Origin of the sequence: Streptomyces albofaciens JCM 4342, from assembly GCF_008634025.1 — a bacterium.
GTDB classification, from domain to species: Bacteria; Actinomycetota; Actinomycetes; order Streptomycetales; family Streptomycetaceae; genus Streptomyces; species Streptomyces albofaciens.
Genome location: NZ_PDCM01000002.1, coordinates 4,029,279 through 4,054,967 on the forward strand (window position 1 = coordinate 4,029,279; position 25,689 = coordinate 4,054,967).

General features: G+C 71.1%; 28 protein-coding genes. 12 read left to right on the top strand and 16 right to left on the bottom strand.

Annotation, left to right across the window (positions count from 1 at the left end):
- Positions 1-135: 135 nt before the first annotated feature.
- From hpt to dacB, 4 genes are all read right to left on the bottom strand, one after another.
- Positions 136-675 (bottom strand): hypoxanthine phosphoribosyltransferase, encoded by a 540-nt coding sequence (hpt, locus tag CP973_RS37610; protein ID WP_004571923.1) that lies wholly within the window; start codon positions 673-675, stop codon positions 136-138.
- Between the two features lie 77 nt (positions 676-752).
- The gene (tilS, locus tag CP973_RS37615; RefSeq protein WP_150249006.1) at positions 753-1,841 is read right to left on the bottom strand and encodes a tRNA lysidine(34) synthetase TilS; all 1,089 of its coding nucleotides are present in this window, start codon (positions 1,839-1,841) and stop codon (positions 753-755) included.
- A gap of 204 nt (positions 1,842-2,045) precedes the next feature.
- Positions 2,046-3,194 carry a zinc-dependent metalloprotease gene (locus CP973_RS37620; RefSeq protein WP_150249009.1) on the bottom strand — a complete coding sequence of 383 codons (1,149 nt, stop codon included), beginning with the start codon at positions 3,192-3,194 and terminating at the stop codon, positions 2,046-2,048.
- Between the two features lie 616 nt (positions 3,195-3,810).
- The gene (gene dacB / locus CP973_RS37625; RefSeq protein ID WP_244410218.1) at positions 3,811-5,289 is read right to left on the bottom strand and encodes a D-alanyl-D-alanine carboxypeptidase/D-alanyl-D-alanine endopeptidase; all 1,479 of its coding nucleotides are present in this window, start codon (positions 5,287-5,289) and stop codon (positions 3,811-3,813) included.
- On the opposite strand from dacB, the gene CP973_RS41270 reads away from it, so the two are divergent.
- Positions 5,282-5,455, top strand: coding sequence for a hypothetical protein (locus CP973_RS41270; protein WP_244410219.1), 174 nt, complete (start codon positions 5,282-5,284; stop codon positions 5,453-5,455). The genes dacB and CP973_RS41270 overlap by 8 nt on opposite strands.
- Before the next feature lie 82 nt (positions 5,456-5,537).
- Entirely contained in the window at positions 5,538-6,035 is a 498-nt protein-coding gene (locus tag CP973_RS37630; protein WP_004571927.1) for an inorganic diphosphatase, read from the top strand.
- 150 nt (positions 6,036-6,185) lie between these two features.
- Here the strand turns inward: CP973_RS37630 and CP973_RS37635 are convergent, their stop codons facing one another.
- Together CP973_RS37635 and CP973_RS37640 are read right to left on the bottom strand one after the other, a co-directional pair.
- Positions 6,186-7,985 carry a threonine/serine exporter family protein gene (locus CP973_RS37635; protein ID WP_150249012.1) on the bottom strand — a complete coding sequence of 600 codons (1,800 nt, stop codon included), beginning with the start codon at positions 7,983-7,985 and terminating at the stop codon, positions 6,186-6,188.
- 177 nt (positions 7,986-8,162) lie between these two features.
- A complete protein-coding gene (locus tag CP973_RS37640) occupies positions 8,163-8,882 on the bottom strand; it encodes a DedA family protein (protein ID WP_150249015.1) in 720 nt (239 codons plus the stop codon).
- Between the two features lie 289 nt (positions 8,883-9,171).
- Between CP973_RS37640 and CP973_RS37645 the strand changes: the two genes are divergently transcribed.
- Entirely contained in the window at positions 9,172-9,543 is a 372-nt protein-coding gene (locus CP973_RS37645) for a YbjQ family protein (protein WP_150250826.1), read from the top strand.
- Between the two features lie 68 nt (positions 9,544-9,611).
- Here the strand turns inward: CP973_RS37645 and CP973_RS37650 are convergent, their stop codons facing one another.
- Complete coding sequence (locus CP973_RS37650; RefSeq protein ID WP_150249018.1) at positions 9,612-10,370, bottom strand: MerR family transcriptional regulator; 759 nt, start codon at positions 10,368-10,370, stop codon at positions 9,612-9,614.
- Positions 10,371-10,487: 117 nt separating this feature from the next.
- Between CP973_RS37650 and leuE the strand changes: the two genes are divergently transcribed.
- Positions 10,488-11,162, top strand: coding sequence for a leucine efflux protein LeuE (leuE, locus tag CP973_RS37655; protein WP_150249021.1), 675 nt, complete (start codon positions 10,488-10,490; stop codon positions 11,160-11,162).
- 144 nt (positions 11,163-11,306) lie between these two features.
- Here leuE and CP973_RS37660 read toward each other — a convergent pair whose 3' ends face one another.
- The gene (locus CP973_RS37660) at positions 11,307-11,783 is read right to left on the bottom strand and encodes a hypothetical protein (protein ID WP_208853375.1); all 477 of its coding nucleotides are present in this window, start codon (positions 11,781-11,783) and stop codon (positions 11,307-11,309) included.
- A gap of 20 nt (positions 11,784-11,803) precedes the next feature.
- Positions 11,804-13,333: a helix-turn-helix domain-containing protein gene (locus CP973_RS41945; RefSeq protein ID WP_483025202.1), complete on the bottom strand. Its 1,530-nt coding sequence runs from the start codon at positions 13,331-13,333 to the stop codon at positions 11,804-11,806.
- Here CP973_RS41945 and CP973_RS37670 point away from each other — a divergent pair.
- Together CP973_RS37670 and CP973_RS37675 are read left to right on the top strand one after the other, a co-directional pair.
- Entirely contained in the window at positions 13,301-13,729 is a 429-nt protein-coding gene (locus CP973_RS37670; protein ID WP_150249024.1) for an ATP-binding protein, read from the top strand. The two genes, CP973_RS41945 and CP973_RS37670, sit on opposite strands and share 33 nt — an antisense overlap.
- Entirely contained in the window at positions 13,723-14,196 is a 474-nt protein-coding gene (locus CP973_RS37675) for a hypothetical protein (RefSeq protein WP_150249027.1), read from the top strand. Before CP973_RS37670 ends, CP973_RS37675 begins: the two co-directional genes overlap by 7 nt.
- Positions 14,197-14,293: 97 nt before the next feature.
- On the opposite strand, the gene CP973_RS37680 is transcribed toward CP973_RS37675, so the two are convergent.
- Complete coding sequence (locus CP973_RS37680; protein WP_150249030.1) at positions 14,294-15,343, bottom strand: methyltransferase; 1,050 nt, start codon at positions 15,341-15,343, stop codon at positions 14,294-14,296.
- Between the two features lie 549 nt (positions 15,344-15,892).
- Between CP973_RS37680 and wrbA the strand changes: the two genes are divergently transcribed.
- The 3 genes from wrbA to CP973_RS41540 all read left to right on the top strand — a co-directional run bounded on the left by wrbA (position 15,893) and on the right by CP973_RS41540 (position 18,322).
- Complete coding sequence (gene wrbA / locus CP973_RS37685; protein ID WP_244410221.1) at positions 15,893-16,591, top strand: NAD(P)H:quinone oxidoreductase; 699 nt, start codon at positions 15,893-15,895, stop codon at positions 16,589-16,591.
- 15 nt (positions 16,592-16,606) lie between these two features.
- Positions 16,607-18,019, top strand: a complete 1,413-nt coding sequence (gene gad / locus CP973_RS37690; protein WP_150249033.1) for a glutamate decarboxylase — start codon at positions 16,607-16,609, stop codon at positions 18,017-18,019.
- 168 nt (positions 18,020-18,187) lie between these two features.
- Complete coding sequence (locus tag CP973_RS41540) at positions 18,188-18,322, top strand: hypothetical protein (protein WP_280119050.1); 135 nt, start codon at positions 18,188-18,190, stop codon at positions 18,320-18,322.
- Here the strand turns inward: CP973_RS41540 and CP973_RS37695 are convergent, their stop codons facing one another.
- Positions 18,323-18,991 carry a PadR family transcriptional regulator gene (locus tag CP973_RS37695; protein ID WP_150249036.1) on the bottom strand — a complete coding sequence of 223 codons (669 nt, stop codon included), beginning with the start codon at positions 18,989-18,991 and terminating at the stop codon, positions 18,323-18,325.
- Positions 18,992-19,089: 98 nt separating this feature from the next.
- Between CP973_RS37695 and CP973_RS37700 the strand changes: the two genes are divergently transcribed.
- Both CP973_RS37700 and CP973_RS37705 read left to right on the top strand, forming a co-directional pair.
- Complete coding sequence (locus tag CP973_RS37700; RefSeq protein ID WP_150249039.1) at positions 19,090-19,806, top strand: bleomycin resistance protein; 717 nt, start codon at positions 19,090-19,092, stop codon at positions 19,804-19,806.
- Between the two features lie 241 nt (positions 19,807-20,047).
- Positions 20,048-20,416 (top strand): hypothetical protein, encoded by a 369-nt coding sequence (locus tag CP973_RS37705; RefSeq protein ID WP_150249042.1) that lies wholly within the window; start codon positions 20,048-20,050, stop codon positions 20,414-20,416.
- Between the two features lie 175 nt (positions 20,417-20,591).
- On the opposite strand, the gene CP973_RS37710 is transcribed toward CP973_RS37705, so the two are convergent.
- The 3 genes from CP973_RS37710 to CP973_RS37720 form a co-directional block, all read right to left on the bottom strand.
- On the bottom strand, positions 20,592-21,137 hold the full coding sequence (locus CP973_RS37710) for a DinB family protein (RefSeq protein ID WP_150249045.1): 546 nt from the start codon (positions 21,135-21,137) through the stop codon (positions 20,592-20,594).
- 293 nt (positions 21,138-21,430) lie between these two features.
- Positions 21,431-22,888 (bottom strand): aldehyde dehydrogenase family protein, encoded by a 1,458-nt coding sequence (locus CP973_RS37715; protein ID WP_150249048.1) that lies wholly within the window; start codon positions 22,886-22,888, stop codon positions 21,431-21,433.
- 89 nt (positions 22,889-22,977) lie between these two features.
- A complete protein-coding gene (locus CP973_RS37720; RefSeq protein WP_150249051.1) occupies positions 22,978-23,841 on the bottom strand; it encodes a helix-turn-helix domain-containing protein in 864 nt (287 codons plus the stop codon).
- A 320-nt stretch (positions 23,842-24,161) separates the two neighbouring features.
- On the opposite strand from CP973_RS37720, the gene CP973_RS37725 reads away from it, so the two are divergent.
- Positions 24,162-24,662 (top strand): ATP-binding protein, encoded by a 501-nt coding sequence (locus CP973_RS37725; RefSeq protein ID WP_150249054.1) that lies wholly within the window; start codon positions 24,162-24,164, stop codon positions 24,660-24,662.
- A 130-nt stretch (positions 24,663-24,792) separates the two neighbouring features.
- Here CP973_RS37725 and CP973_RS37730 read toward each other — a convergent pair whose 3' ends face one another.
- Positions 24,793-25,032 (bottom strand): DUF397 domain-containing protein, encoded by a 240-nt coding sequence (locus CP973_RS37730; RefSeq protein ID WP_003984637.1) that lies wholly within the window; start codon positions 25,030-25,032, stop codon positions 24,793-24,795.
- A gap of 270 nt (positions 25,033-25,302) precedes the next feature.
- Entirely contained in the window at positions 25,303-25,539 is a 237-nt protein-coding gene (rpsR, locus tag CP973_RS37735) for a 30S ribosomal protein S18 (RefSeq protein ID WP_053695505.1), read from the bottom strand.
- Between the last annotated feature and the right edge of the window lie 150 nt (positions 25,540-25,689).

The window sequence follows — 25,689 nt, forward strand, 5'->3', positions numbered from 1 at the left end:
ACGGTTAACAATGCAGCTTCGGATGCCGTTCTCCCTGCTCCAACGGCGGGCGGCCGCACGGGGTTCCCGCCGCCGGTCTCCGGTCGGTCCCGGGCCCCGGCCGCCGGTGCGGCGGCCGGACGGGTACGGCGTCGCTCAGCCGCCGTAGACGTGCGGCGCGAGCGTGCCGACGAACGGCAGGTTGCGGTACTTCTCCGCGAAATCCAGGCCGTAGCCCACGACGAACTCGTTGGGGATGTCGAAGCCGATCCACTTCACGTCGATCGCGACCTTGGCCGCGTCCGGCTTGCGCAGCAGCGTGCAGACCTCCAGGCTGGCGGGCTCGCGCGAGCCCAGGTTCGACAGCAGCCAGGACAGCGTCAGGCCGGAGTCGATGATGTCCTCGACGATCAGGACGTGCTTGCCCTTGATGTCGGTGTCCAGGTCCTTGAGGATGCGGACCACTCCGGAGGACTGGGTGCCCGCGCCGTACGACGACACGGCCATCCAGTCCATCGTGACGGGGTTGGACAGCGCACGCGCCAGGTCCGCCATGACCATCACGGCGCCCTTGAGGACGCCGACCAGGAGCAGGTCCTTGCCCGCGTACTCCGCGTCGATCTTCGCGGCCAGCTCCGCCAGCTTCGCGTCGATCTCTTCCTTGCTGATGAGCACCGACTGAAGGTCGGAACCCATGTCCTTGTCGTCCACCCGTGCCACTCTCGCTCGGTTCGGTGTCATGAGACTCATGCAGCAAGGCGGTCTCGTGCGGCTCAGCCCTGCCGGATCACCAGTCTGCCACCCTGCCGTCGCACACCCACGCGCCCGGGGAGGTTGACGGTCCCCTGCCCCCGCCAGGCCGTGATCAGCCGGTCCACTTCTTCGATGTGGCGGGCGAAGAGCGAACCGGCCGGCGCCCCCGCCGCGATGGCGGCCCGGCGCAGCACCCGGCGGCGGACGGCGGCGGGCAGGGCGTACAGCTTGGCGGCGTCCAGGGTGCCGCGTTCGTCGAGGACCGTGCGCTCGGCGTCGGCGGCCCAGGAGTCCAGGGCGTCGGCGTCGTCCCGGGAGAGCTGGGCCGTACGGGCGAGGGCCTCCACGACGCCCTTGCCGAGCGCCTTCTCCAGAGCGGGCAGGCCCTCGTGGCGCAGCCGGGAGCGGGTGTACAGGGGGTCGGCGTTGTGCGGGTCGTCCCAGACGGGCAGCGACTGGATCAGACACGCCTTACGGGCCGTCTGCCGGTCCACCTCCAGGAAGGGGCGGCGGTAGCGGCCGCCGCGGCCCGTCGTGGCCGCCATGCCGGACAGCGAGCGCGTGCCGGAGCCCCTGGCGAGGCCCAGCAGGACCGTCTCTGCCTGGTCGTCGCGGGTGTGGCCGAGGAGGATGGCGGCGGCGCCGTGGCGCTCGGCGGCGGCGTCCAGCGCGGCGTAGCGCGCGTCGCGCGCGGCGGCCTCGGGGCCGCCCGCGACGCCCACCTCGACGGCCACCGCCTCGACCGGGTCCAGCCCGAGGGCGCGCAGACGCACCACGACCTCCGCGGCGCGCAGGTCGGAGCCCTCCTGGAGGCCGTGGTCGACGGTGATGCCGCCGGCCCGTACGCCCAGCTTGGGCGCCTCGAAGGCCAGCGCGGAGGCGAGTGCCATGGAATCGGCGCCGCCGGAGCACGCGACGAGCACCAGCGGGGCCGCGTCCGCCGCGGGGGACGGGGACGGCGCCTCGGCGGGCCGCGCGGGGCCCGCGGCGACCGGCTGCTGCGCGGCGTGCGCGGGCGCCGGGGTCTGTGAGGTGTGGTGGGTCAGTACGTCGTGGAGTACGCGGCGGACCGCCACGCGTATCGCTGCGACCGCTGGATGGGGACCCATGTCCGTTTCCAATCGTGGGGGGCTTCGAGCCGGCTACGGCTTTTCGTCACACAGAGTGCCTAGATGGTGACAGAGACGAGCGGTTCCCTGAGCATTGCACGCCCATCCTGTGGTCACGGTCCCTCAGAAGAGTGATTACGCGGAGCGTTCACCGGCCCTGCGGTGCGACCGGCTCGCGCCTCCGTCCCCCGGGGCTCCGCCCCCTCAGCGGTGCACCCGTGCGACCCAGTCCGCCGGTTTGGCGATCTCCTGCTTGGTCGGCAGCGTGTTCGGCGACGTCCACACCCGGTTGAAGCCGTCCATGCCGACCTCGTCGACGACGGCCCGTACGAAGCGCTCGCCGTCCCGGTACTGGCGCAGCTTCGCGTCCAGCCCGAGCAGCTTGCGCAGCGCCTGGTCCAGCCGTCCCGCGCCGCTGGCCCGCCGCTTCTGGAACTTCTCGCGGATCTCCGCGACGGACGGGACCACGTCCGGGCCGACGCCGTCCATCACGTAGTCGGCGTGCCCCTCCAGCAGCGACATCACCGCGGTCAGCCGGGCCAGGATCTCCCGCTGGACCGGGGTCTGCACCAGGTCCACGAAGCTGCGGCCCCCGTCGTCGCCCTCCTCGCCCTCCGGGCGGCCGCCGGTCAGCGACTGGACGGCCTCCCGCAGCCGCTCCAGCAGCGTGCCCGGGTCGATCTCGGTCTCGCCGAGGAAGGACTGGATCTCGCCCTCGATGTGGTCGCGCAGCCAGGGCACGGCGGTGAACTGCGTACGGTGCGTCTCCTCGTGCAGGCACACCCACATGCGGAAGTCGTGCGGGTCCACCTCCAGCTCCCGCTCCACGTGCACGATGTTCGGCGCCACCAGCAGCAGGCGGCCGCCCTGCGCACCGGCCGGCAGCTCGCGCGAGGCGGGCGCGAAGGTCTCGTACTGGCCGAGGACGCGCGAGGCCAGGAACGACAGCAGCATCCCCAGCTCGACGCCGGTCACCTTGCCGCCGACGGCCCCCAGCACGGCCCCGCCCGGCAGGGAGGAGCGGCGCTCCTCCATCTTCCGCAGCAGCGGCTTCAGCACGGCGCGGAACCCGGCCACATTGGCCTTGATCCAGCCGGGGCGGTCCACGACGAGGACCGGGGTGTCGTGCTGTGTACGGGGCTGTTCCGCGCCCGGCTCCCCCTGCGTCTCCGGGTGCACCATGCGGGTGAACGTCCGCACATGCTCCTCGGAGGACTTCGCGTGCCGCCGCAGCTCGGCGACGATCGCCCGCGCCTCGTCGCGGCTCACCTCTGGTCCCGGCCGTACGAACCGGGTCGCGGTCGCTACCGCGAGGTTCCAGTCGACCATCTCCACACCACCGATGCTCGTCATGGGTTCACGGTACGTGGGCGCATCCGCTTGGGGTAGCGCGGCGCCCTTCGGGCGCGGTGGGCCGGTTCGCCGGTGACCGTTCGATCCCGGCTGTCCCCCGGTCGCGCCTGCGGCGGGCGGGGGCCGCGCAGCGCCCCTGGGGCGCGGATGTCCGGCCCATCGGTGACGGCTCGCTTTCAGCCGCCCCGCCGGTCGCGCCTGCGGCGGGCGGGGGCCGCGCAGCGCCCCTGGGGCGCGGATGTCCGGCCCATCGGTGACGGCTCGCTTTCAGCCGCCCCGCCGGTCGCGCCTGCGGCGAGCGGGGGCCGCGCAGCGCCCCTTGGGCACGGATGTCCGGCCCATCGGTGACGGCTCGCTTTCAGCCGCCCCGCCGTTCGCGCCTGCGGCGAGCGGGGGCCGCGCAGCGCCCCTTGGGCGCGGATGTCCGGCCCATCGGTGACGGCTCCCTTTCGGCCGCCCCGCCGTTCGCGCCTGCGGCGGGCTGTGGCCGCTGCGCGGGGCGGTCAGGTTCGGGGGCGGGCCTGCGCGGCAGGCCGCTCCGGCCCGCCCCCTTCCGTGGTGGGGTGGGGAGAAGATGGGATCTAGCCGGTGCAAGTGGTCGGGTGCCGGTTGTCTGCTATCGGCAACCGCAGTTCGCCACCGCTGTGGCCAGGCGGTCGAGCGCCTGTTGGGCCGCCTGGGGGTCGGTGGTGTTGTTGGTCATGAAGGCGAAGGCCAGGAGGCGGCCGTCGGTGTCCACGACCGTGCCAGCCAGGGTGTTCACGCCGGTGAGGGTGCCGGTCTTGGCGCGTACGGTGCCGGCGCCCGCCTTTTCGCCCGCGTAGCGGCCGCTGAGCGTGCCGGTGAAGCCGGCGACCGGGAGGCCGGTGGTCACCGGGCGCAGCTCCGGGTGGTCGGCGGAGGTGGCCAGGACGAGGATGCGGGAGAGCAGGCCCGCCGAGACCTTGTCGTCGCGGTCCAGGCCGCTGCCGTCCTCGAAGACGGCGCCGGTCAGCGGGAGCTTCAGGTCCGCCAGTTCCTTGCGTACGGCCCGGCCCGCGCCCTCGAAACTGGCCGGTTCGCCGGCGGCCAGGGCCGTCTGGCGGGCCAGCGCCTCGGCGATGTCGTTGTCGCTGTGCGTCAGCATCCGCTCGACGAGCGCGGCGAGCGGGAGTGAGCGGGCGGTGGCGAGGCGGGGCGCTTTGGCGGGGGCGGTGGTCTTGGCGGGCTCGCCGTCGACCGTGATGCCGCGGTCCTTGAGCATCCGCGCGAAGGTGCGGGCGGCCGTGGCCGCCGGGTCGGTGTCGCGGGGCGCGGGTCCGTGCTCGCTCTCGTCGAGGCGGCCCTCGTCGGCCATGAGGGGCGTGACGGGGGCGATGTTCTCGTTGGGGCTTATGGGGTGCAGGACCGGTCCCGTATAGGCCGAGGTGTCGTAGCCGAGCCGTACGGTGGCGGTGCCGCGCTCCTTGAGGGCGCGGGCCGTGTCGTCGGCCAGCGCGCGCAGGCTGGCGGGCTGGTCCTGGGCGTCCTGCTTCGGCGCGCGGGCGGTGAGGGTGGGGTCGCCGCCGCCGACCAGGGCGATGCCGCCGGGCCCGGCCTCGACGACGGCGGTGTCGATGCGGTGCTCGGGGCCGAGGGCGGAGAGCGCGGCGGCGGCGATGGCCAGCTTGACCGTCGAGGCGGGCGTCGCGCTGCGGGCCGGTTCGGCGCCGAAGAGTTCCCGGCCGGTGGCGGCGTCCACGACGGATGCCGTACGCGGCGAGCCGAGCGCCGGGTCCTTCATCAGCGGCGCGAGCACGCCGGCCAGGGCTTTGGCGCCGGGCGCGGGCGGCGTCCCGTCGTCCCCGCCGCGTGCGGGCGTCCCGGCAGCGGCCAGTACGGGCGGCGCGCTGGGCACGGTCGCGGTGCCGCCCGGGGCGTGACGCTCGCCACCCCTTCCGTCGGCCGCCGCGGCGCGGGCCCGCTCGGCCGTACGCTGGCCGGAGTCCCAGGGGCCGGCCAGCGTCACCGCGCCGGCCGCGACCACGAGTCCCAGGACGGTGGAGCTGGCCGTCAGCCGTACGGTCTGCCGCTGCTGCTTGGAGGCGGACCACCAGGCGGTACGGGTGGTGTCCACGGCGGACCGGTACGCCGAACGCGCCGAGCCCGCCGCCGAACGGGTCACGGACGCGGCGGTGGACCCCGCCGACCGGGCCGAACCCGCCGCCCGCCGGGCGGAACGTTGCGCCAACCGCTGCGCGGCCTGCCACCTGACCTGCCACGACCTGGTCTCCGGCACTTAGGACCAGCCCCTTTCGCCACCACACACCTGCGTGGGGGACACTTAATCACCAGACGTATGTGTTGATCATGGAGGAGCCACCCGTGGAGTTCGACGTCACCATCGAGATCCCGAAGGGTTCGCGGAACAAGTACGAGGTGGACCACGAGACCGGACGGATCCGTCTCGACCGTCGACTCTTCACCTCGACCAGCTACCCGGCCGACTACGGCTTCGTCGAGAACACCCTCGGCGAGGACGGCGACCCGCTGGACGCGCTGGTCATCCTGGACGAGCCGACGTTCCCCGGATGCCTGATCAAGTGCCGCGCCATCGGCATGTTCCGGATGACCGACGAGGCCGGCGGCGACGACAAGCTGCTGTGCGTCCCGGCGTCCGACCCGCGCGTGGAGCACCTGCGCGACATCCACCACGTGTCGGAGTTCGACCGCCTGGAGATCCAGCACTTCTTCGAGGTCTACAAGGACCTGGAGCCCGGCAAGTCCGTCGAGGGCGCCGACTGGGTCGGCCGCGCCGAGGCCGAGGCCGAGATCGAGGCCTCCTTCAAGCGCCTTGAGGCGCAGGGCGGCGCCCACCACTGAGCCTGCGGCCCACCGGACGACTGACAGGCTTGGTCAGCTGTCAGTACCGGTCGGCCGGCAGCAGTGATGCGCGCGCGAAGGCGGCACCCGGATGACCGGGTGCCGCCTTCGGGCTGTGGGGGGCGTCGGAAACCCCGCGGGCCGGGGGCGTCAGAAGCCCCGCGTCCGCTTGGCCGCCCGGCGGCCGCCCGCCTCTTCCACCGTCGCGCCGGGCGCCTTCATGAACAGGCGGGCCACCTCGCCGCCGAGGTTCACGCCGACCGCGATGGCCAGGGCCAGGGAGGCGGCCTTGATGAGGGACGAGACGCCGGGGCCGATGTCGCCCTGGGCGAAGTTGAGCAGGCCGAAGTACGTGGCGCTACCGGGCAGCAGCGGACCGATCGCGGCGGTGACGTACGGCAGCGCGGAGGCGTACCGGTAGCGGCTCAGGAGCTGGCCGAAGAGGCCGACGAGGCCGGCCGCGATGGCCGTGGCGGGTACCGCGTTCATGTTGCTGACGTTGGCGAGCGCGCCGTAGACGACCCACGCGACACCGCCGTTGAGCGTGGCGAACAGCACGGTGTGACGTTCCTGCTGAAGCAGTACGCAGAAGGACAGCGCCAGCAGCATGGCGGCCAGGGTCTGCACCGGCGGATCGTTGTACGCGCCGAACCCGGCCGCCGGGTACAGGTACTCCGGATTCAGCTGCAACCCGATGTACAGCGCGGCCAGCACGCCGATCACGATGCCGACGATGAGGTAGCCGACTTCCAGCAGGCGTGCCGAGGCGGTGATGTAGTACCCCGTCAGGCCGTCCTGGACGGAGGCCACCAGCGCCCGCCCGGGGATCAGCGCGAAGAGGCCACCGGTGATCACCGCGGACGCCTGCACGGCGACGTGCGAGAAGCTCAGCGCGACCCCTATGGCGGCCGGCGGCATCGCCGCGACCACGAACTGGTAGAACTCCGGCAGCCCGCGGCTGGACGCCAGCCAGGCCAGCCGGTCGCCGAGCATCGAGCCGATCGCCGCCGCGATGAAGACGATCGCCCCGCCGCCGACCAGCATGCTCGCCGCGCCGGACAGCAGGCCGGAGGCCAGGGTGAGCGACCAGCTCGGGAAGGGGTGGCGGTTGCGGCGGATCTCGGCCAGGCCGCGGTACGCCTCCTCCAGGGTGATGCCCTCGGAGGTGATCTCGTCGACGAGGCGGAAGACCGCGGACAGCCGGGTGTAGTCCACACCGCGCCGCCGTACCGTACGGCTGGCCGTGACCGGGTCGTCGACCAGCGACGGCTGGTAGGAGATCGACAGCAGCGTGAAGGTGACGGTGGGCTCCACCCGCTCCAGCCCGTACGCGTGCGCGACGCCGAACATCGCGGCTTCCACGTCCTCCGCGCCCTCGCCGCCGGCCAGCAGGATCTCGCCGATACGCAGCGTCAGGTCCAGGACGCGCGGTACGGCGGGCCCGGTGTCCTCCGCGCGCTCCACCCGCTCCGGCACCGGCCGCTCGCCGACCGGCATGCGCAGCATGGTGCGCATCCGGTCCTGCCAGGGCGTCTGCTTGGTCAGGCTGATGACGGGGACGCCGTGCGGCGGGGTGAAGGCGGGCCAGCCCGCCGGGGTCCGGTCGGGCAGCTGGTGCTGACCGGTGGTGCTGCCGGTGCTCGTGGCCGTACCGCCGGGCGGGCTGAAGGCGGAGCCTTCCGGCTCGGCCGGCGCCTCGGTCTTCAGGCCCTCGGGGAGGGCGAACTCGGAGGTGGGGTGCTCTTCCTCGGGGACCGGCGGGTAGGGCACGCCGAGCGGCGGGGTGAAGGCGCTGCGCGCCTCGTCCGACTGCGGTTTGCGGTCCTCGGAGTGATCGGTTCCGCCGTTCGCACCATTGCTGGTTCCGTGCACGCCTTTGACGCCGTTCACGCCGTTCTTCCCGTTCGTGCCGTTGGTTCCGCGCTGTCCCCGCTGTGCGTCCGACGCCACGTCTCTCGCTCCTCGTACGCCTCCTGCCGACCGTCAAGGACACGATGCCTGATGGTCGGCAGGGGCGCGCGGGGCGGGGCCCTCGCTGAGGTTCTTATGGGTTCTTGTGTGCTGCGGGTTTCCTCAGCGCAGCGGGAGAAACCCGGGACTTCCGGTGCGCGCGGCAGCCGGTGGCGCTCAGCGCTTGGCGTGCCGTCCCCGGCGCCCGTCGTTGCCGGGCTGGCGGGGCGGCTGTACGGCGCCGGCCGGGTCGTACGCCACCCGGGCCGCCGCTTTCTTGTTCTTGCCGCGGGAGCGCAGATACTCGATGACGATCGGGACGACGGAGATCAGCACGATCGCGACGAGGATCAGCTCGATGTGCTTGTGCACGAATTCGATGTTGCCGAGCGAGGCGCCGAGCAGGGTGACGCCCGCGCCCCACAGCGTGCCGCCGATCACGTTGAAGGTGATGAACGAGCGGTAGTTCATCCGGCTCACGCCCGCGATGATCGGGGTGAACGTACGGACGATCGGTACGAAACGGGCCAGGATCAGCGATTTCGGGCCGTGCTTCTCGAAGAACTCGTGCGCCTTCTCCACGTTCTCCTGCTTGAACAGCTTGGAGTCCGGGCGCTTGAAGAGCGCGGGTCCGACCTTGCGGCCGAAGAGATAGCCCGCCTGGTCACCGAGGACCGCCGCGAGCACGATCAGCAGGCACACCAGCCACAGCGGCTTGTCCAGCTTGTCGGTCGTCACCAGCAGGCCGGTGGTGAACAGGAGCGAGTCGCCCGGCAGGAAGAAGCCGATCAGCAGACCGGACTCCGCGAAGACGATGATCAGCACGCCGATCAGCCCGAACGTGCCGATCAGGTAGTCCGGGTCCAGCCACTGGGGGCCGAGCGCGAGAGTATTCACGGGGTGAAGGCTCCTGGGTCGAGGGCGCCGGATCGTGCGGTGCGACGGGGATGAAGGCGCAGTGTGCGGCCCAAAGCTATCAACGCCGGATGACATGCCGTGGTTCCAGCCGCCCGCTACGGCCCTCCCCACGGCCTCCGCACGGCCCGCAGCGGCCCCCCGCGACCACCGTGGCCGGACACCGACGGCACCCTCCCCCCGGGTCCCCCGGTTCCACCCCGTCCCCATGAGACGCTCCCCCGAGGAGCCGGCCTCCCGGCGGGCTCACCGCACGGAGGGACAGGACACGATGGGCATCGAGGAGTTCGGCGGCGGGCAGACCGCACAGTCCGATGTGCTGGTGGTGACGACCAACGACGTCCCCGGGTACGAGGTGCAGCGGGTCATCGGCGAGGTCTTCGGCCTGACGGTCCGCTCACGGCACCTGGGCAGCCAGATCGGGGCCGGGCTGAAGTCGATGATCGGCGGCGAGCTGAAGGGCCTGACCAAGACGCTCGTGGAAACCCGTAACCAGGCCATGGAGCGGCTGGTGGAACAGGCGCGGGCCCGCGGCGCGAACGCGGTGCTGATGTTCCGCTTCGACGTGACGGAGGCGGCGGACGTGGGCACGGAGGTCTGCGCGTACGGCACCGCCGTGGTGATCGCCCCGAAGACCGCCTGAGCGGGCGGTCCGCTCCGCGCGACAGGGCCGTACGGACCAGGGGGCGCGCTACCCCGGCCCGTACGGTCTCAGCTGTTGCGCACCGCGTTGGCGAGCATCGCGTCACGCATGTAGACGGCCAGCCCGGGCCGGATGGCCTCATAGGTGGCGGTGAAGCGCTCGTCCGCTACGTACATCTCGCCGAGGCAGGTGTGCATCTCGTACGAGCAGTCGTAGTAGCCGGACGAGATGAACCGGCGGTGTTCCTCGGCGACGTCCATCGCCTCGGCCGAGTCGGCCGGCAGCCCGCTCGCCATCGTCTCGGCCATCTTCCGGTGGATGGCGTCGAACTCCTCCGTCAGCCGCTTCCAGTCCTCCTTCGTGTACGTGGCCGTGCGGCGCTGCGACTCCTTGTACGCGTCGGTGCCGCCCCAGCGTTCGCGCACCTCGTCCGCGTAGTCGTCCGGGTCGAAGTCCCCGAAGACCTCGAACTTCTCCTCAGGGGTCAGGTTGACGCCCATCTTGCGTGCCTCCATCGCGTGTTCGACGGCGGTGACCATGGCCTGGAGCCTGTTGATCCGGGCGCTGAGCAGCGCGTGCTGCCGCCGCAGGTGTTCCCGCGGGTCGGCGTCCGGGTCGTCCAGGAGGGCCGCCACCTCGTCGAGCGGGAAGCCGAGCTCCCGGTAGAACATGATCTGCTGGAGCCGGTCGAGGTCGGTGTCGTCGTAACGCCGGTGCCCGGCGTGGCTGCGCCCGCTCGGCACCAGCAGCCCGATCTCGTCGTAATGGTGCAGGGTGCGCACCGTCACACCGGCGAACCCGGCGACCTGTCCCACGGAGTAGCCCATCGCTCCCGCCCTCCTTCTCGGTACGCACTCCACGATGTGTCCTCACGCCACGTGAGGTGCAAGTCCGAATCCCGGAAACCCGTGGGGCGGAAGGGACGCCGGTGGCATCCTGCCCCCATGCTGGGGATAACCGATCTTCCGACCTACCTGGTGGGCGTCGCGCTCATCGTTCTGCTGCCGGGCCCGAACTCGCTGTACGTCGTCTCCGTCGCGGCCCGCCGCGGCCCGCGCGTCGCCTACCGGGCGGCGGCCGGCGTGCTGTGCGGCGACGCGGTGCTGATGACGCTCTCCGCGGGCGGCGTGGCCTCACTCCTCCAGGCCAGCCCGGTCCTCTTCGCCATCGTGAAGTTCGCGGGCGCGGGCTATCTGACGTGGCTCGCGGTCGGCATGCTGCGCGGCGCCTGGTCCCTGTGGCGCGACCGCGAGGCCGCCAAGTCCCTCCGCGAGAAGGCCACCGCCGACGGCGCCGCCCACCCCGCCGCGCCCCGCGAGCGCCCCTACCGCCGCGCGCTGGTGATCAGCCTCCTCAACCCCAAGGCGATCCTCTTCTTCATCTCCTTCTTCGTCCAGTTCGTGGACCCCGCCTACGCCCACCCCGTCCTCTCCTTCCTCACCCTCGGCGCCTGGGCCCAACTCTTCAGCTTCACCTACCTCACCATCCTCATCTTCAGCGGCACCTACCTGGCCGCCACCTTCCGCCGCCGCAAGCGCCTGACGGCAGGCCTGTCGGCGGGGGCCGGCGCGGCATTCCTGGGCTTCGCGGCAAAGCTTTCGCTGGCCAGTGCGGGGTGATGGGCGGGGCCGCGCACCACGCGCGCGGCCCGCGTGAGTACGGAAAACGGCAAGCGGGAAATTGCCGCGCGCCTCCAATGCGTTGCCATTCGATTACGGGAGGCACAGCACCGGGAACGAGTGGCGGAAGTCCTCACGGTCGGGCTAACCCCGCACCGCTCCCTCCGGCCAGATGACATCGACCGGTACGCCCACCCGCCGGGCGTACGCCACCACGTCGGCCGTCCCACCAAATCCTCTGGCCGGTTTCCCGTCCCAGACGGCGAGCAGCCGGTCGGCCATTCCTACGAGCATTTCGCTCCCCGCCATATGGGCTTCGGAGGAAGAATCCCGGAGCCCGGTCCGGTGTACGTCGACAGCGCGCCGGAGCAGAGCGTCGTAAATGGCGTGGTGATCCTCCGGAAGCCCGTCCCGATATCGCTGAGCAGGTACTACGACCTCAACGCATCCTCCCATCCTGAGGACGATATCGGCGAGCCACGTATCGGGGCCGTCGGCGAGGCAGGACACTGCGCACAATTGCGAGGGATCGTAACGCCCCAGGTACTCCGCCAATTCAGCCCGCACGGACCGCCCAACCGCCTCTGGCAGACCCCTGTGTCCCGTAATGCCCAGTCGCACGACACAACCCCTTTCATGCCTTACAGAAACACGTCGTGCATACAGTCGTCGAAGTCCCTCACGACTTTCGGCGGCACGACAGGCGCATACGCACGGCGTAATGACCGCGCCCGTTCGACAATGCGCCCCGACTTGTAGCGCACCCCCACCTCCAGAGCACGTTTGGCCAGGTCGAATGCCCCGTCGATGCGGCCGGAGGCCAGGTGTCCGGAAGCAATCTCCAGCATGAGAAGTGCGCGTTGCTTCTCATGCCCTGAAGCCAGCACCGCGCCGGCATCGTCCTGTGCGCCGGACACCCAATCGGCCCGGCCGAGACGGGCGCCACAGGAGACCCGGACCGCCGCGACTTTCGCGCCGTCGAAAGTGAACACCCACGGCCAGGGCGCCTGCGCAGCCACGCCTCGCACCTTGCCGGCCGCATCGTCCAGGACGCCTCCGGCTGCCACGGCGTCGCCCGCCGCGGCCAGGGCCAGCGCCTCCACGCCCGACAGCCATGCGTCAGCGACAGCTGGGCATTCCGCCTCCAACGCGCGGCGCGCCCGGCGTGCCAGGGCAAGTCCCTGTGCCGCGTTCCCCGCGTGTGCCTCGAATTGGGCCAGGCTCCCTAGCTGGTAGGCGGCCAGCAGTGGGTGGCAAGCGCGGCGGGCGGCTTTGAACGCGGCGCCGTACCAGGTACGGGCCGAACCGTGATCCCCCATGTCCCAGGACAACCAAGCGACAAGGCCGGCGGCTTCACTCCCCGCGGCGGCAAGCCGGGCACGCTGTTCGCGGTGCCCGGCCTCCTGGGCGATCTTCTGGATCAGCCGCAGGTGCGCCAGCACTGGTTCCACGAGCTGCCGCGACGCTGTCGAGCCGTCCATGCGCCGGAAAGCAGCAGTCGCCGATCGCAGAGTCGCGGCCTGACCGCCGCTGCCGTCCGCTGTCGATATCGGTGTGGCGAGCGCCGGCATGGCCGGCGCGGTGGTCACCGCCACGGCTCCCGCCAGAAAATTTCGGCGTTTCACAGGCCCATCCCCCTCCACGGCGTCAGCCGCAGTGTGGTCGGCCAGACCGACCAAGTGACGCGGGATCCGCAAATGGTCGGCCACTCGGCCTAGTTGCGTCATGTCATAGGGGCCCGTACCGCGCTTCTCCAGTCGCGACACCGCGGACTGACTCGTGCGACAGGCCTCCGCCAGTTGACGCTGAGATACGCGGAGCGCCTCCCGGACGATCCTGACCACTCTTCCGTAGTCACCCTCCCTGGACGCCTTTCCCACAGCTTGCGACACCCGACCCATGCGGCCCACCCCCGGAATCGTTGATACAGGCTCAACGACTGGCCTCGCGTAGCCGTATGCACCTGTCGCATAGCGATATGCGCGCACCGGGTGGTTCCTCGCGCACACGCGGTGAGGCCGGTTGGGTTCCGAGCAGCACAATCTCGCCTGCCTCGGGTGTAGACGCGGTGGTGGCCGCACCAGCCGTCGATACGTCACGCGTCCAGGGAAGCGAGGGCAACGAAAGGTGGTCCGGTCATGCACGAGGCTCCGCAGAGAGGGCCCAGCCATGGGGCTTCCGCACTCACTCCACCGTGCAGATTCTCAGGTACGGCCAGGAGTGCAGGGCTGGCCCGCGCATACGCCCGGCAAGTCATCCAACAGTCCGTGCCAGGCATCCCCGAAGAACAGCTCGACCTGGCCCTACTGCTCGTCAGCGAACTCGTCACCAACGCCTGTCGCTACGGGACGGAGCCCGGAGACCGCGTGGCCGTGGCCGTGACTGCGTCCCCGAGCATGGTGCAGATCGCGGTACACGATCCGACCCGGCGCCGCCCCCGTCGCAAACTCCCCGGCCCAGAGCGCGAAAGAGGCCGCGGCCTGCTCATCGTCGAAGCCATCGCCAGCGATTGGGGCGTTGCCAACCGGCCGCTCGGGAAGATCGTCTGGGCGGAGTTGGCATGGTGAGCGCTGCCCGACCCGTGCCGGGGCCCGGTTTCGTTGCGGGGTTGGTGGTCAGTACGTGGCTCGACACCGTGTCGCCCGTCGGGGCCGTGGCGTGGCTGCTGATCGCCCATCCGCCTCCGCATCGCCCCGGCGAGACGGTCGAGCGGGTCGAGAGCTGCTTGCTCGGTATGGCCGACGGGCTCGGGCTGCGGGCCGCTGCGGGGCGGGTGCCGGACATCGGGGAGCGGCTGTCGGTGCGAGGGCCGCACCTCGTTCTCGATTACGGCCATCGGGATTTCTGTTTGCGGGTGCCACGGCCATCGGCCCGGTGGACGGAACACGCCCTGGGTGGTGGGCATGTCTGTCTCGTGCTCGGTCTTGATCCGATCGGGTCCGGAAAAGGGCCTGACGTGATCGAGCCGTACCTGCGCCGCGCCACCGCCCACGACCGCGCCTTCATAGGCGCCACGGCCGTACGCCGACGGTGACCACGTACGCACGACGGGAACGGCGCCGCCCGGCCGGGCAGGTTGCCGGGCGGCGCCGGGTGCGGTGGCCGGGGTGTGCCGGCCGGCTCGTACCGGCTCAGGACGGAGCGGCCTCGATGAGGACGAAGGGGTCCGGGGCCGGTAGTGGGGTGAGGCCGGTGAGGGTGAAGCCGGCCTTGGCGCAGAGGTCTTCGAAGTCGGCGCGGGTGCGTTCGCGACCGCCAACGTTGACCAGCATGTTGAGGTCGCTGAGGTAGATCAGGGGTTCCGTTTCGGGGCGCACCGTGTCGGTGAGCACGGGCTCGATGACGAGCAGACGGCCGTCCGCGGGGATCACCTGCCGGATGTGGCGCAGGATCTGCGCGCACTGGTCGTCGTTCCAGTCGTGGATGACGCTTTTGAGGAGGTACAGGTCGCCGCCGGCGGGGGCCGCGGTGAAGAAGTCGCCGGCTTCGAGGGTGACGCGGTCGGCCACGCCCTCGGCGGCCAGTCTGGCGTCGGCCTGGGCGAGCCCCTCGGCGGTGTCGTAGATCATGCCGCGCGGCGCGGGGTGGGCCCGCAGGATGGCGGCGAGCAGTGTGCCGTCGCCGCCGCCCACGTCGACGATGGTGCCGAAGCGCCCGAAGTCGTAGGCGGCCGGTACGTCCTCGGCGGCGATCCGGGTGCCCTGGCCCATCGCCGTGTTGAACACCTGCGAGAGTTCCGGCTCGTTCTTGAGGTGGCCGAAGAAGTCGGTACCGAAAATCGCGTCGAAGGCGGGTTCGCCACTGCGAACGCTGTCTTCCGTACGTTCCCGGGCCCGGGTCATGAGCGGGTCGCTGAAGATGCGGGCCAGGGCGGACATGGAGTCCGGGGTGTCGCTGCGCAGCAGCGCTCCGGCGGCGGTGGCCTCGAAGGTGCCCGGTTCGGGTTCGGTCAGCAGCCCCAGCGCGGCCAGGGCGCGCAGCAGGCGCAGCGTGGCCTGCGGGTGGGTGCCGCAGTCGGCCGCCACCTCGTCCGCCGTACAGGTGCCGGTGCCGATGCGGTCCAGCACACCGAGCCGGACGGCGGCGCCCACGGCGTACGTGGCGAGTTGCCCGAACAACAACCGGGTGACGGTGCCCCGGGCCGCGCGTGTGGCTGCCGCCCGTTCCTGGTTCGCTTCCACGTCCGCTCCTTGGTCTGATGCGACTGGGACGCCGCTCCCGGGGCAGGTCGTGGCCCGGGGGAGGGCGCGGCGGGCCGGCGGACCGTACCCCCGTCCCGCGCAAGTTAGGTAAGCCTAAGTTGACCGCGCGGGATGGCGCAACTCCCGGATGCGGGTCGGTCGTTGACGCTTCACCGATCGCGCGTCACGGTGGGGAGGGATGCCGTCCGCGCCGCGGTGGGTGAGGGGTGCCGCTCGCGTCACAGTGAGGGACGCCGCCCGCGGCGCGGCGAGGGACGCCGTCCACGGCGCGGCAAGGAGGGGGCACCGCCCACCCCGCCCGGGAGGAGCACCGTCCACCCCCGCTCGGAAGGGGCGCCGCCCACCCCCGCCCGGGAGGACGCCAACCGCCCGCCGCGGGGAGGGCGCCAACCGCCCGCCGCGGGGAGGGCGCCAACCGCCCGCCACAGGGAGGGCGCCGCACCCCCCGGCAGTCGGCGCCCGAGCGCAACCGCAGGCGCGCCGAATATCCCGCATGCCCGTATCGTCGCCTCCGTAGGAGGTATCACCATGACCCAGCCCAGCGACCGGTCCGAGAGCCCCACCGGTGCCGGTACCGGAGCCGATACCGGTACCGGCACCGGCTCCGGCGACCGCTCCGTCCGCCTCGCCGTCATCTACTACTCCTCGACCGGGACCGTCACCGAACTGGCCAAGGCCGTCGCGGACGCCGCCGAGGCGGCGGGCGCCGAGGTACGGCTGCGCAAGGCCGCCGAGCTGGCCCCGCGGGCGGCCGTCGAGTCCAACCCCGCCTGGGCCGAGAACGTCCGCGCGACCGCCGGCATCCCTGAGGCCGCGCCCGACGACATGCTCTGGGCGGACGCCGTGATCTTCGGCTCGCCCACCCGGTACGGCAACATCTCCTCGCAGCTCAAGCAGTTCATCGACACGCTCGGCGGGCTGTGGCAGCAGGGGAAGCTGGCCGACAAGGTGTACAGCGGCTTCACCGCCTCCGCGACCAAGCACGGCGGCCAGGAGACCACCCTGCTCGCCCTCTACACCACGATCCACCACTTCGGCGGCATCGTCGTGACGCCCGGCTACACCGACCCCAGCAAATTCGCGGACGGCAACCCGTACGGCACCTCGCACGTCGGCGGCCCCGAGACGCCGCTCGACGACGAGGCGCGCACCGCCGCCGGCGTCCAGGCGCGGCGTGTCGTGAAATACACCCGCGCCCTCAAGGCAGGGCTATCCGCGGCCGGCTGAGGGTACGCGGCCACCATGGCACTCCACGAGGGCACGTCCGCCGGGAACCGCAAGCAGAGCGTGTCGGTCAATCCCTTCTACGGTGAGGCCGATCCGGTGGCGGGGATGGCCGAGGCGCCGCCCCGGCACGCGCTGCCGGACGGTCCCGTCGCCCCGCGGGCGGCCTACCAGCTCGTCCACGACGAGCTGATGCTGGACGGCAACGCCCGGCTGAATCTGGCCACCTTCGTGACCACCTGGATGGAGCCGCAGGCCGACGTCCTGATGGCGGAGTGCCGCGACAAGAACATGATCGACAAGGACGAGTACCCGCGCACCGCCGAGCTGGAGCAGCGGTGCGTGGCCATGCTCGCCGATCTGTGGCACGCGCCCGACCCGGCCGCCGTAGTCGGCTGCTCGACGACCGGCTCCAGCGAGGCGTGCATGCTCGCCGGAATGGCCCTCAAGCGCCGCTGGTCCCGGGCGAACGCCGACCGCTATCCGGCCACCGCCCGGCCCAACCTGGTCATGGGCGCGAACGTGCAGGTCTGCTGGGAGAAGTTCTGTACGTTCTGGGAGGTCGAGGCGCGGCAGGTGCCCATGCAGGGCGACCGCTTCCACCTGGACGGGGAGTCCGCCGCCGCGCTCTGCGACGAGAACACGATCGGCGTCGTCACCGTCCTCGGCTCGACGTTCGACGGGTCGTACGAGCCGGTGGCGGAGATCTGCGCGGCCCTGGACGCCCTACAGGAACGCACCGGACTCGACATCCCCGTCCATGTGGACGGCGCGTCCGGCGCCATGATCGCGCCGTTCCTGGACGAGGACCTGGTGTGGGACTTCCGGCTGCCGCGCGTCGCCTCCATCAACACCTCGGGCCACAAGTACGGGCTGGTCTACCCGGGCGTGGGCTGGGTCCTGTGGCGCGACAAGCAGGCGCTCCCGGAGGAGCTGGTCTTCCGCGTCGACTACCTGGGCGGCAACATGCCGACCTTCGCGCTCAACTTCTCCCGGCCGGGCGCCCAGGTCGTCGCCCAGTACTACACGTTCCTGCGGCTGGGCCGCGCGGGCTACCGCGCCGTACAACGGAACACGCGTGACGTGGCGCGCTCGCTCGCCGAGCGCATCGGCGCCCTGGGCGAGTTCCGGCTGCTGACCCGCGGCGACGAACTGCCGGTCTTCGCCTTCACCACGGCCGACGGAGTGACCGACTTCGACGTCTTCGACGTCTCCCGCCGCATGCGCGAACGCGGCTGGCTCATCCCCGCCTACACCTTCCCGCCCGACCGCGACGACCTCTCCGTCCTCCGCATCGTCTGCCGCAACGGTTTCTCCCATGATCTGAGCGATCTGTTCATGTCCGACTTGGAACGCCTGCTGCCGGAACTGCGCAAGCAGGGCGGACCGTTGGGGAACCGGGCGGGTACGGATACGGCGTTCCACCACTGAGGCCCCGCCGCTGACCGGAGCGGCGGCCCGTCTCCCGGCGCTACCCGTGCGAGTGGCGCTACGGTCGCCCGAAGGACGGGCGGGGTTACAGCAAAAAGCACCACGACCCCGATCCGGCCCCGTGCCCTCCTGCGGGCGGGACCACCAACCCGTACACGATGCCGCGCAGTGCACGAGTTCCGACTCCGCCACGAAACGGGTGTCTACGCCCCGAGCCCCGAACGCCCCGTCCACACCGACAAGCTCATGACCAGCGTCCCCTTCCCCGTCGACATCGATCTCCACGCCCTCATCGAGGCGTGATCACTCACCGGACGCCGTCGCCCTCTCCGCATCCCCGTCCTCAGGATCCGGCTCCCCCGTCGCATACGGATTCTCCTGGCCCTCCGCCAGCACCCCCACGAACGGCTCGCCCTCGCCCGCGAAGACGTACGCCCCGCGCTCGATGCGGTCGATCAGCCCGCGGGTCCAGTCCGCGCCGGTGTCCGCCGCGTTCACCCACATGTTCATGATCTCGCCGATGTGGCCGAGCTGCTCCGGGCCGTCCGCCGGGGTGTAGTACTCGGTGACCGACTTCCGCCACTCCTCCAGCCCCCGCACCCGCTCCTTCAGCAGGGCCACGGCCTCCTCGCGGGGCAGGTCGACGATGAAGCCGATCGCCGCGCTCAGTTCGTCCACCTTGCGGTCGTGCCGGGACAGGGAGTCGCGCAGCAGCTTGAAGTACTCCGCCGTGCCCGCCTCGGTCATCTCGTACTCCGTACGCGGGGGGCCGCCGACGGTGCTGGGGGCGATGTCGTGCGCGTGCAGCAGGCCCTGCTTCGCCATCTGTTTGAGGGCGTGGTAGATCGACCCCGGCTTGGCGTTGGACCACTCGTGGGCGCCCCAGTATTCGAGGTCGTTGCGCACCTGGTAGCCGTGCGCCCGTCCGTGCTGCCGCACGGCCCCCAGTACCAACAGCCGGATCGCCGACATCGTCTCCTCGCATCCTTCACGCTCGCACTGTGGCCAGCCTAGACCTCCCCCTCTATTCAAGTTTGAATACCAGCCTCGCACGCCCTACGCTCACCCGCATGGCCGAGACCGTGATTCCGATGCTCCCGTGCCCCTCCATCGACGGACTGCTCGACTTCTACCGAGCCCTCGGTTTCGAGGTGACCTCGTACCAGAAGACCCCGAACCCGTACTGCGGCGTCCGCCTGCGCGGCATCGAGCTGCAGTTCTTCGGGATGAAGTCGTACGACCCGACCACCTCGTACAGCACCTGCTACGTCCTGACCGACGACGTGGACGGGCTCCACGCGTCCTTCCGCGCGGGCCTGAAGGCCGCGTACGGCAAGGTGCCGACCCGCGGGCTGCCGCGGATCGGGGCGCTGAAGGACATGCCGTACGGCGTGCGGCAGTTCCTGATGACCGACCCCGGCGGCAACTGCATACGCATCGGGCAGCCGATCGCGGACAGCTTCGAGTACCCGGCCGTCCCCAAGGAGCGGTACGCACGCGCCCTGCATCAGGCGACGCTGCTCGGCGAGTCAAAGGGCGACCACGCCGCGGCGGCCCGCATCATCGACCGGGCCCTGGAGGACGACGCGACGCCGACCGGGCCGACCGCTCCACAGCTCTTCCAGCTTCTCGTCCTGCGCGCCGAGACGGCTGCCCAGTTGGACGGCTTGCCTGCGGCCGTTCCCTGGCTCGACCGGGCGGACGCGGTCGAACTCGACGGCGTGGAAGACGAGCCGGTACGCGACGCGCGGCGCCGGGCGGCGGAGTTGCGTGACGGCGCGGGCTGACGGCGGGGAACGGTCCGCGGGTGTCCCGTCCGGCCGGGCCACTGTCCGGGACAGGCGCGACGCAGGGCCCTGACCAGCCCGGACACCCACCGCCTGTCCGGGACGCGCCGATTCCGTTGTCCCGGTGGCAGGGCCGTACGCAGACTCCTGAACCGTCGGCCGGAGCCGGGGCGGAACCGCAGCCGCGTCCCGCCCCTCCCGGCCGCGTCCTGTTCAGGTGCTTTCTGCGAAGGGATACCGAATGCGTACGTCGAAGAAGCTGGTGGCGGTGGCCGGGCTGGCGGCCGGGAGCGGGCTGATCTGGGCGGGGCCCGCGACGGCTCAGACGAGCGCGCCGACGACGACCGCGGCCGCCGTACGGGCGCTGCCCGCGGGCACGGTGCTCTCCCCCGCCCAGGCCCTCGCGGCGGGATGCAGCAAGGGAGGCCACGGCCAGTCGGTCGGCTTCGCGAACTGCCCCGCGTCCTTCGGCAAGTTCAAGGTACGGGTCTGGTGCACCTGGGCCGGCAGCGGCCTCAGCGCGTCGTGGCGCACCAAGTACAACGCCGCGAGCTGCAGCACCGGCAGCGTGCACACCGAGTCCAACGGCATCGAGATCATCAAGTACTGAGCACGGCGCCCGGTACCGGTACGGGGGGGGACCGGCGCCAGTACGGAGGGCGGGCGCCCGGCACTCGTACGGGGGCGGCCAGCACCGGTACGGAGGGTGGGGCCCGGCACCAGCACGGAGGGTGGGGCCCGGCACCAGCACGGGGGGCTGGTGCCGGGGCCCGGCCGGACCCGCCTCAGCCCTGCGCCGCCCGCTCCTCGTCGACCAGGGTGAAGGCGGTCTTGCCGTCCAGGGACTCGCGGAGGATGTCCGCGTGGCCGGCGTGCCGGGCGATCTCCTCGATCAGGTGGAGCAGCAGCCAGCGCATCGACTGCTCCGCCTTCGGCGGGAACCAGGGGGCCTCGGGCAGCGGGAACGTGCCGTTCAGGTCCGGCTGCGACCGGATGAAGTCCTCGGTCGCCCGCGCCGTCTCCGCCCACTCGGCGAGCACGCTCGCGACCGTCTGCGACTCCTCCAGCTGGAAGCCCAGGTGGTAGTTGGACATGTCGCGCTGGACGGTGTGCGGCACCTGCTGGGCGGTTTCCAGCCAGTCGCGCTCCACCTCGGCGACGTGCTTGAGCAGGCCGGCCAGGGACAGTTCGCTGGCGGACGGCTTACGGGTGGCCTGTTCGTCGGTCAGCCCGAGGACCGACCGGCGCAGACCGCCGCGCTGCGCCTCCAGGAAGGCCAGGAGCGCACCGCGCTCGTCGCCGTGGGCTTCGGCCGGAACGTGAGTGGGCATGGGGTCCGCCTTTCGTGGGGGCCGCGGCGCTGCTGCCGTGGCCCGACAGAAAGAAAGCTACGGGCCATTGAGGACAGGTGCTGTCCTCAACGGCCCGCATCTCTGACCGCGTCCGGAAAATCTCCGGAGTGGGTGCGAAAGGCCACCAGCACCGGCGCGGGTACGGAAGGCCACCGCCACCGGCGTGAGTACGGAAAGCCTCCACCACCGGCGCCCGTCCGGGCCGCGTCGGCCGGTCCGGACGGGTGTGCAGGCGGAAAGCGGACGAACCAGCGGCAAGGATCGGACGGGCCTCAGAACGGGAACCGCGACCGCCCGTGCTGAATGGAGATCCACTTGGTGGTGGTGAAAGCCTCCACCATCGCGTCACCGTTCAGCCGCCCCAGCCCGGAGCCCTTCTCGCCGCCGAAGGGCACGATCGGCTCGTCGTGCACCGTGCCGTCGTTGATGTGGATCATGCCGGTCTCGATGCGCTTGGCGAACCGCACACCGCGCTCGATGTCCGCGGTGTGCACGGCACCGCTGAGCCCGTACGGGGAGTCGTTGGTGATCCGTACGGCCTCCTCGTCCCCGTCGAACGGGACCAGCGCCACGACCGGGCCGAAGACCTCCTGGTTGAGCACGCACGAACCCTCCGGCAGCCCGGTCAGGACGGTCGGCCCGACCAGGGTGCCCCGGGTCGTGCCGTGCACCAGCGCGGTGCCGCCCTCGGAGACCGCGCGCTCCACCACCGCGGTCACCGCCTCCGCCTGGCCCTCGTTGATCAGCGGGCCGATGTGGGTGGCCGGGTCGGTCGGGTCGCCCACCTTCAGCGCCTTGACCTTGGCGACGAACTTCTCGGTGAACTCCTCCTCCACCGCGCGGTCCACCAGCACCCGGTTGGCGGCCATGCAGACCTGGCCCTGGTGGACGAAGCGGCTGAAGACGGCGGCGTCCACCGCGTAGTCGATGTCGGCGTCGTCCAGGACGACCAGCGCGCTGTTGCCGCCCAGTTCCAGGACGGTGCGCTTGAAGTGGGAAGCGGCGACGGTCGCGACGTGGCGGCCGACCTTCTCCGAGCCGGTGAAGGAGATGACCTTCGGCACCGGGTGCTCGATGAGCGCGTCACCGATCTCCGCAATGTCGGTCACCACGACGTTCAGCAGCCCGGCCGGCAGCCCGGCCTCCTCGAAGACCTTGGCGACCAGGCCGCCGCCGCAGACCGGGGTGTTCTGGTGCGGCTTGAGCACCACGGCGTTGCCGAGCGCGAGCGCGGGCGCCACCGACTTGACCGACAGCAGGAACGGGAAGTTGAACGGGCTGATGACGCCGACGACACCGACCGGGAGGCGGTAGAGCCGGTTCTCCTTGCCGTCCACCGGGGACGGCAGGATACGGCCCTCCGCCCGCAGCGAGAGCTGGATCGCCTCGCGCAGGAACTCCCGTACGAGGTGCAGCTCGAAGGCCACCTTGGCGTGCGTGCCGCCGACCTCCGCGGCGATCGCCGCGCCGAGTTCCCGCTCCCGGTCGTCGATGATCCGCAGCGCGCGCTCGAAGACCAGCCTGCGGGTGTACGGGTTGGTGGCCCCCCACTCCCCCTGCGCGCGTTCGGCGGCACGGTACGCCTGGTCGATCTCGTCGACCGTGGCGACGGTTATGGACGCCAGCTTCTCCCCGTCATAGGGATTGAAATCGACGATGTCCCACGAGCCGCTGCCGGCCCGCCATTCGCCGTCGATGTACTGGTACGCCAACTCGTCGAAGAAGGACATGCGAAATCCCAATCTGGAGGGCGGGACGCTGGTCGGAGCGCCCGGCCGGGGGGTGCTGGCTCCTGATTGGCACTCATGCTACCTACGAGTTAAGTCAGTTGGAGTAGACCACGTATCAAGTCTCTGGTCTCGGCCGGATTCGGACTGTCCTCCTGGAGCCGGTCCATGACATGCGCGTACTGCGCCACCTCGTCGCGCTTGTCGAGGTAGAGCGCGCTGGTCAGCTGCTCCAGGTAGACGACGTCGGGCAGGCCCGGCTCCGGGAATCCCAGCGTGGTGAAGGCTCCGCTCTCGCCCGCGTGGCCGCCGAAGCTGAACGGCATCACCTGCAACCGTACGTTGGGCCGCTCGGAGAGTTCGATCAGGTGCCGCAGCTGCCCCCGCATCACCTCGCGGTCGCCGTACGGGCGGCGCAGCGCCGCCTCGTCCAGCACGCAGTGGAACTCCGGCGGGCGCTCTGCCAGCAGCAACTTCTGCCGCTCCAGGCGCAGCGCGACCCGGCGGTCGATTTCCGCCGCACTCGCATCAGGCATTCCACGGCGCACGACCGCGTGCGCGTACTCCTGCGTTTGCAGAAGCCCGTGCACGAACTGGACCTCGTAGGCGCGGATGAGGGAAGCGGCCCCTTCCAGGCCCACATATGTCTGGAACCAGCCGGGCAGCACGTCGCCGTAACTGTGCCACCAGCCCGCGACGTTGGCTTCGCGGGCCAGCACGAGCAGCGCCTCGCGCTCCTGCGGATCGTTCACGCCGTACAGCGTGAGCAGGTCCTCGACGTCCCTGGCCTTGAAGCTGACCCGGCCCAGTTCCATCCGGCTGATCTTCGACTCGGAGGCGCGGATGGAGTAGCCGGCCGCCTCGCGGGTGATTCCGCGCGACTCGCGCAACCTGCGGAGCTGTGCCCCCAGCAGGATGCGCCGCACCACGGACCCGCTCGATTCACTTGCGGACACCTCTGTGACCCTCCCATGGCCCACCCCGTCCAACAGTGGGCCGCAGTCTGCCACGTCCGGGCTTCGTTGAGTGCTCATCCGGTTACTGATGTGTGAGGTCCGTCCGGCGGCTCCACAAGAACACGTAGGAAGAAATACGCGTGAAGTGGCATGGCCGCGCCCAAACAGGGCGCGTGCACGTGCATCTGCCCTTGCATCTGGCGTACGCATTGGGAACCATGGGCAGCGCACGCATGCACGCTCGTGAAAGATCCGCCAGACCGCCGGATCCAGGTGCCCGGCCGGGATCAGGACGTCCGCGAACGCCAGGAGTGCCTCGCATGGGGACCAAGGTTTTGACCATGCTCCAGCCGTTATGGCAGGGCTTTCCTTCCGCCGACCCCCTGGCCGTCTCCGGTTCCGTCTCCTACTCGCTGGCACCGCGGTTCGAGTCGGTGCGCGGAGCCCGGCAGTTCACCCGCGAGACCCTGCACCGCTGGGAGCTGGAGGAGATCTTCGACGGAGTCGCCCTGGTCGTCTCCGAACTGGTCACCAACGCGCTGCGGCACACGTCGGCGGCCGGTGACGGCGTACCGTGCGGGCCGCCCGGCGACGCGTCCGCCCCGCCCGCCCGGCTGCACCTGATGCGCTGGTCGTCCCGCCTGGTCTGCGCGGTACGGGACTCCAGCGACGCGTCACCGGAGGCCGGGGAGGCCGATGCCGGTGCGGAGTCGGGCCGCGGCCTGTACCTGGTGGACGCCTTCAGCGACGGCTGGGGCTGGCAGCCCCTGGCCAACGCGCCGCACGGCAAGATCGTGTGGGCGCAGTTCAGACTGCCCTGAGCGGCGGATGTCCCGGGGCCGCGGGGGCACGGGGCCCGGGGGCCCCGGAACATCCGCCGGCCTGCCCGGACGGCCGGAACCGTCCGGGCAGGCGCGCGGGCAGGCTCCGGTCAGTTCCGGACCAGGCCGGTCAGTCCCGGACCAGGTGGTCGAACTCGCCGTCCTTGACACCCAGGATCATCGCCTCGACCTCGGCCGGCGTGTACACGAGCGCCGGTCCGTCCGGGAAGCGGGAGTTGCGTACGGCGATCTCACCGCCCGGCAGCCGCGCGAACTCCACGCAGGAGCCCTGCGAGTTGCTGTGCCTGCTCTTCTGCCAGATCACACCGTGGAGATCCGTTGCGGCCATGCCGTTGTATGCGTCGGGCACAGGTGTCTCCCCCGGTGGATGCGAAAGTCAGCGGTGGTGGATCCGGGCGCGCTGAGCGGTTGGCATTCGATGATGGTCTGTCAGTGGCAGTGCCGACAACAGGAAACGGTGTCAACTGCAACTGCTTGGGATCATAGCTGCGTTCATGTGCTGATGCATGGTCGGATGCACGTGCACGACGGGCCGTAAAAGCCTGGTCACAGCACGTCGAGCACCCCGAGCACCTCACGCAACACCCGCATCACCGGGCCACCGCGCCCGGATCCTCGCTCACTTCGACGCGTACGGCAGCAAAGCCATCTCCCGCGCGTTCTTGATCGCCCGGGCCAGCTGCCGCTGCTGCTGCGCGCTCACCCGCGTGACCCGGCGGCTGCGGATCTTGCCGCGGTCGGAGATGAACTTCCGCAGCAGGTCGGTGTTCTTGTAGTCGATGTAGGTGATCCCCGCCGCGTCCAGCGGGTTGGGACGGGGCGCGGACTTCTTGCGGGGGTCGTGGCGACGGGGCACGAGAGGCTCCTGGGGTCGTACGGGCAGGTCGCGGCCGCTGGGATACGGCGTGTGCGACCGGTGGGGAACGGGGGAGGCGGCCGGCGGGGGACAGGGGAAACGGCCAGGGGGACGGGGAAGAAGGCCTATCGGGGGCGGGGGGGGAGGCGG

Excerpts from the sequence above, each read along its gene's own strand:
- hpt (WP_004571923.1), bottom strand. The coding sequence starts at position 675 with ATGGGTTCCGACCTTCAGTCGGTGCTCATCAGCAAGGAAGAGATCGAC.
- tilS (WP_150249006.1), bottom strand. The coding sequence starts at position 1,841 with ATGGGTCCCCATCCAGCGGTCGCAGCGATACGCGTGGCGGTCCGCCGC.
- CP973_RS37620 (WP_150249009.1), bottom strand. The coding sequence starts at position 3,194 with ATGACGAGCATCGGTGGTGTGGAGATGGTCGACTGGAACCTCGCGGTA.
- CP973_RS37645 (WP_150250826.1), top strand. The coding sequence starts at position 9,172 with ATGGGCATCGAGGAGTTCGGCGGCGGGCAGACCGCACAGTCCGATGTG.
- CP973_RS37650 (WP_150249018.1), bottom strand. The coding sequence starts at position 10,370 with ATGGGCTACTCCGTGGGACAGGTCGCCGGGTTCGCCGGTGTGACGGTG.
- leuE (WP_150249021.1), top strand. The coding sequence starts at position 10,488 with ATGCTGGGGATAACCGATCTTCCGACCTACCTGGTGGGCGTCGCGCTC.
- CP973_RS37670 (WP_150249024.1), top strand. The coding sequence starts at position 13,301 with ATGCACGAGGCTCCGCAGAGAGGGCCCAGCCATGGGGCTTCCGCACTC.
- CP973_RS41945 (WP_483025202.1), bottom strand. The coding sequence starts at position 13,333 with ATGGCTGGGCCCTCTCTGCGGAGCCTCGTGCATGACCGGACCACCTTT.
- CP973_RS37675 (WP_150249027.1), top strand. The coding sequence starts at position 13,723 with ATGGTGAGCGCTGCCCGACCCGTGCCGGGGCCCGGTTTCGTTGCGGGG.
- wrbA (WP_244410221.1), top strand. The coding sequence starts at position 15,893 with ATGACCCAGCCCAGCGACCGGTCCGAGAGCCCCACCGGTGCCGGTACC.
- gad (WP_150249033.1), top strand. The coding sequence starts at position 16,607 with ATGGCACTCCACGAGGGCACGTCCGCCGGGAACCGCAAGCAGAGCGTG.
- CP973_RS37695 (WP_150249036.1), bottom strand. The coding sequence starts at position 18,991 with ATGTCGGCGATCCGGCTGTTGGTACTGGGGGCCGTGCGGCAGCACGGA.
- CP973_RS37700 (WP_150249039.1), top strand. The coding sequence starts at position 19,090 with ATGGCCGAGACCGTGATTCCGATGCTCCCGTGCCCCTCCATCGACGGA.
- CP973_RS37705 (WP_150249042.1), top strand. The coding sequence starts at position 20,048 with ATGCGTACGTCGAAGAAGCTGGTGGCGGTGGCCGGGCTGGCGGCCGGG.
- CP973_RS37710 (WP_150249045.1), bottom strand. The coding sequence starts at position 21,137 with ATGCCCACTCACGTTCCGGCCGAAGCCCACGGCGACGAGCGCGGTGCG.
- CP973_RS37715 (WP_150249048.1), bottom strand. The coding sequence starts at position 22,888 with ATGTCCTTCTTCGACGAGTTGGCGTACCAGTACATCGACGGCGAATGG.
- CP973_RS37725 (WP_150249054.1), top strand. The coding sequence starts at position 24,162 with ATGGGGACCAAGGTTTTGACCATGCTCCAGCCGTTATGGCAGGGCTTT.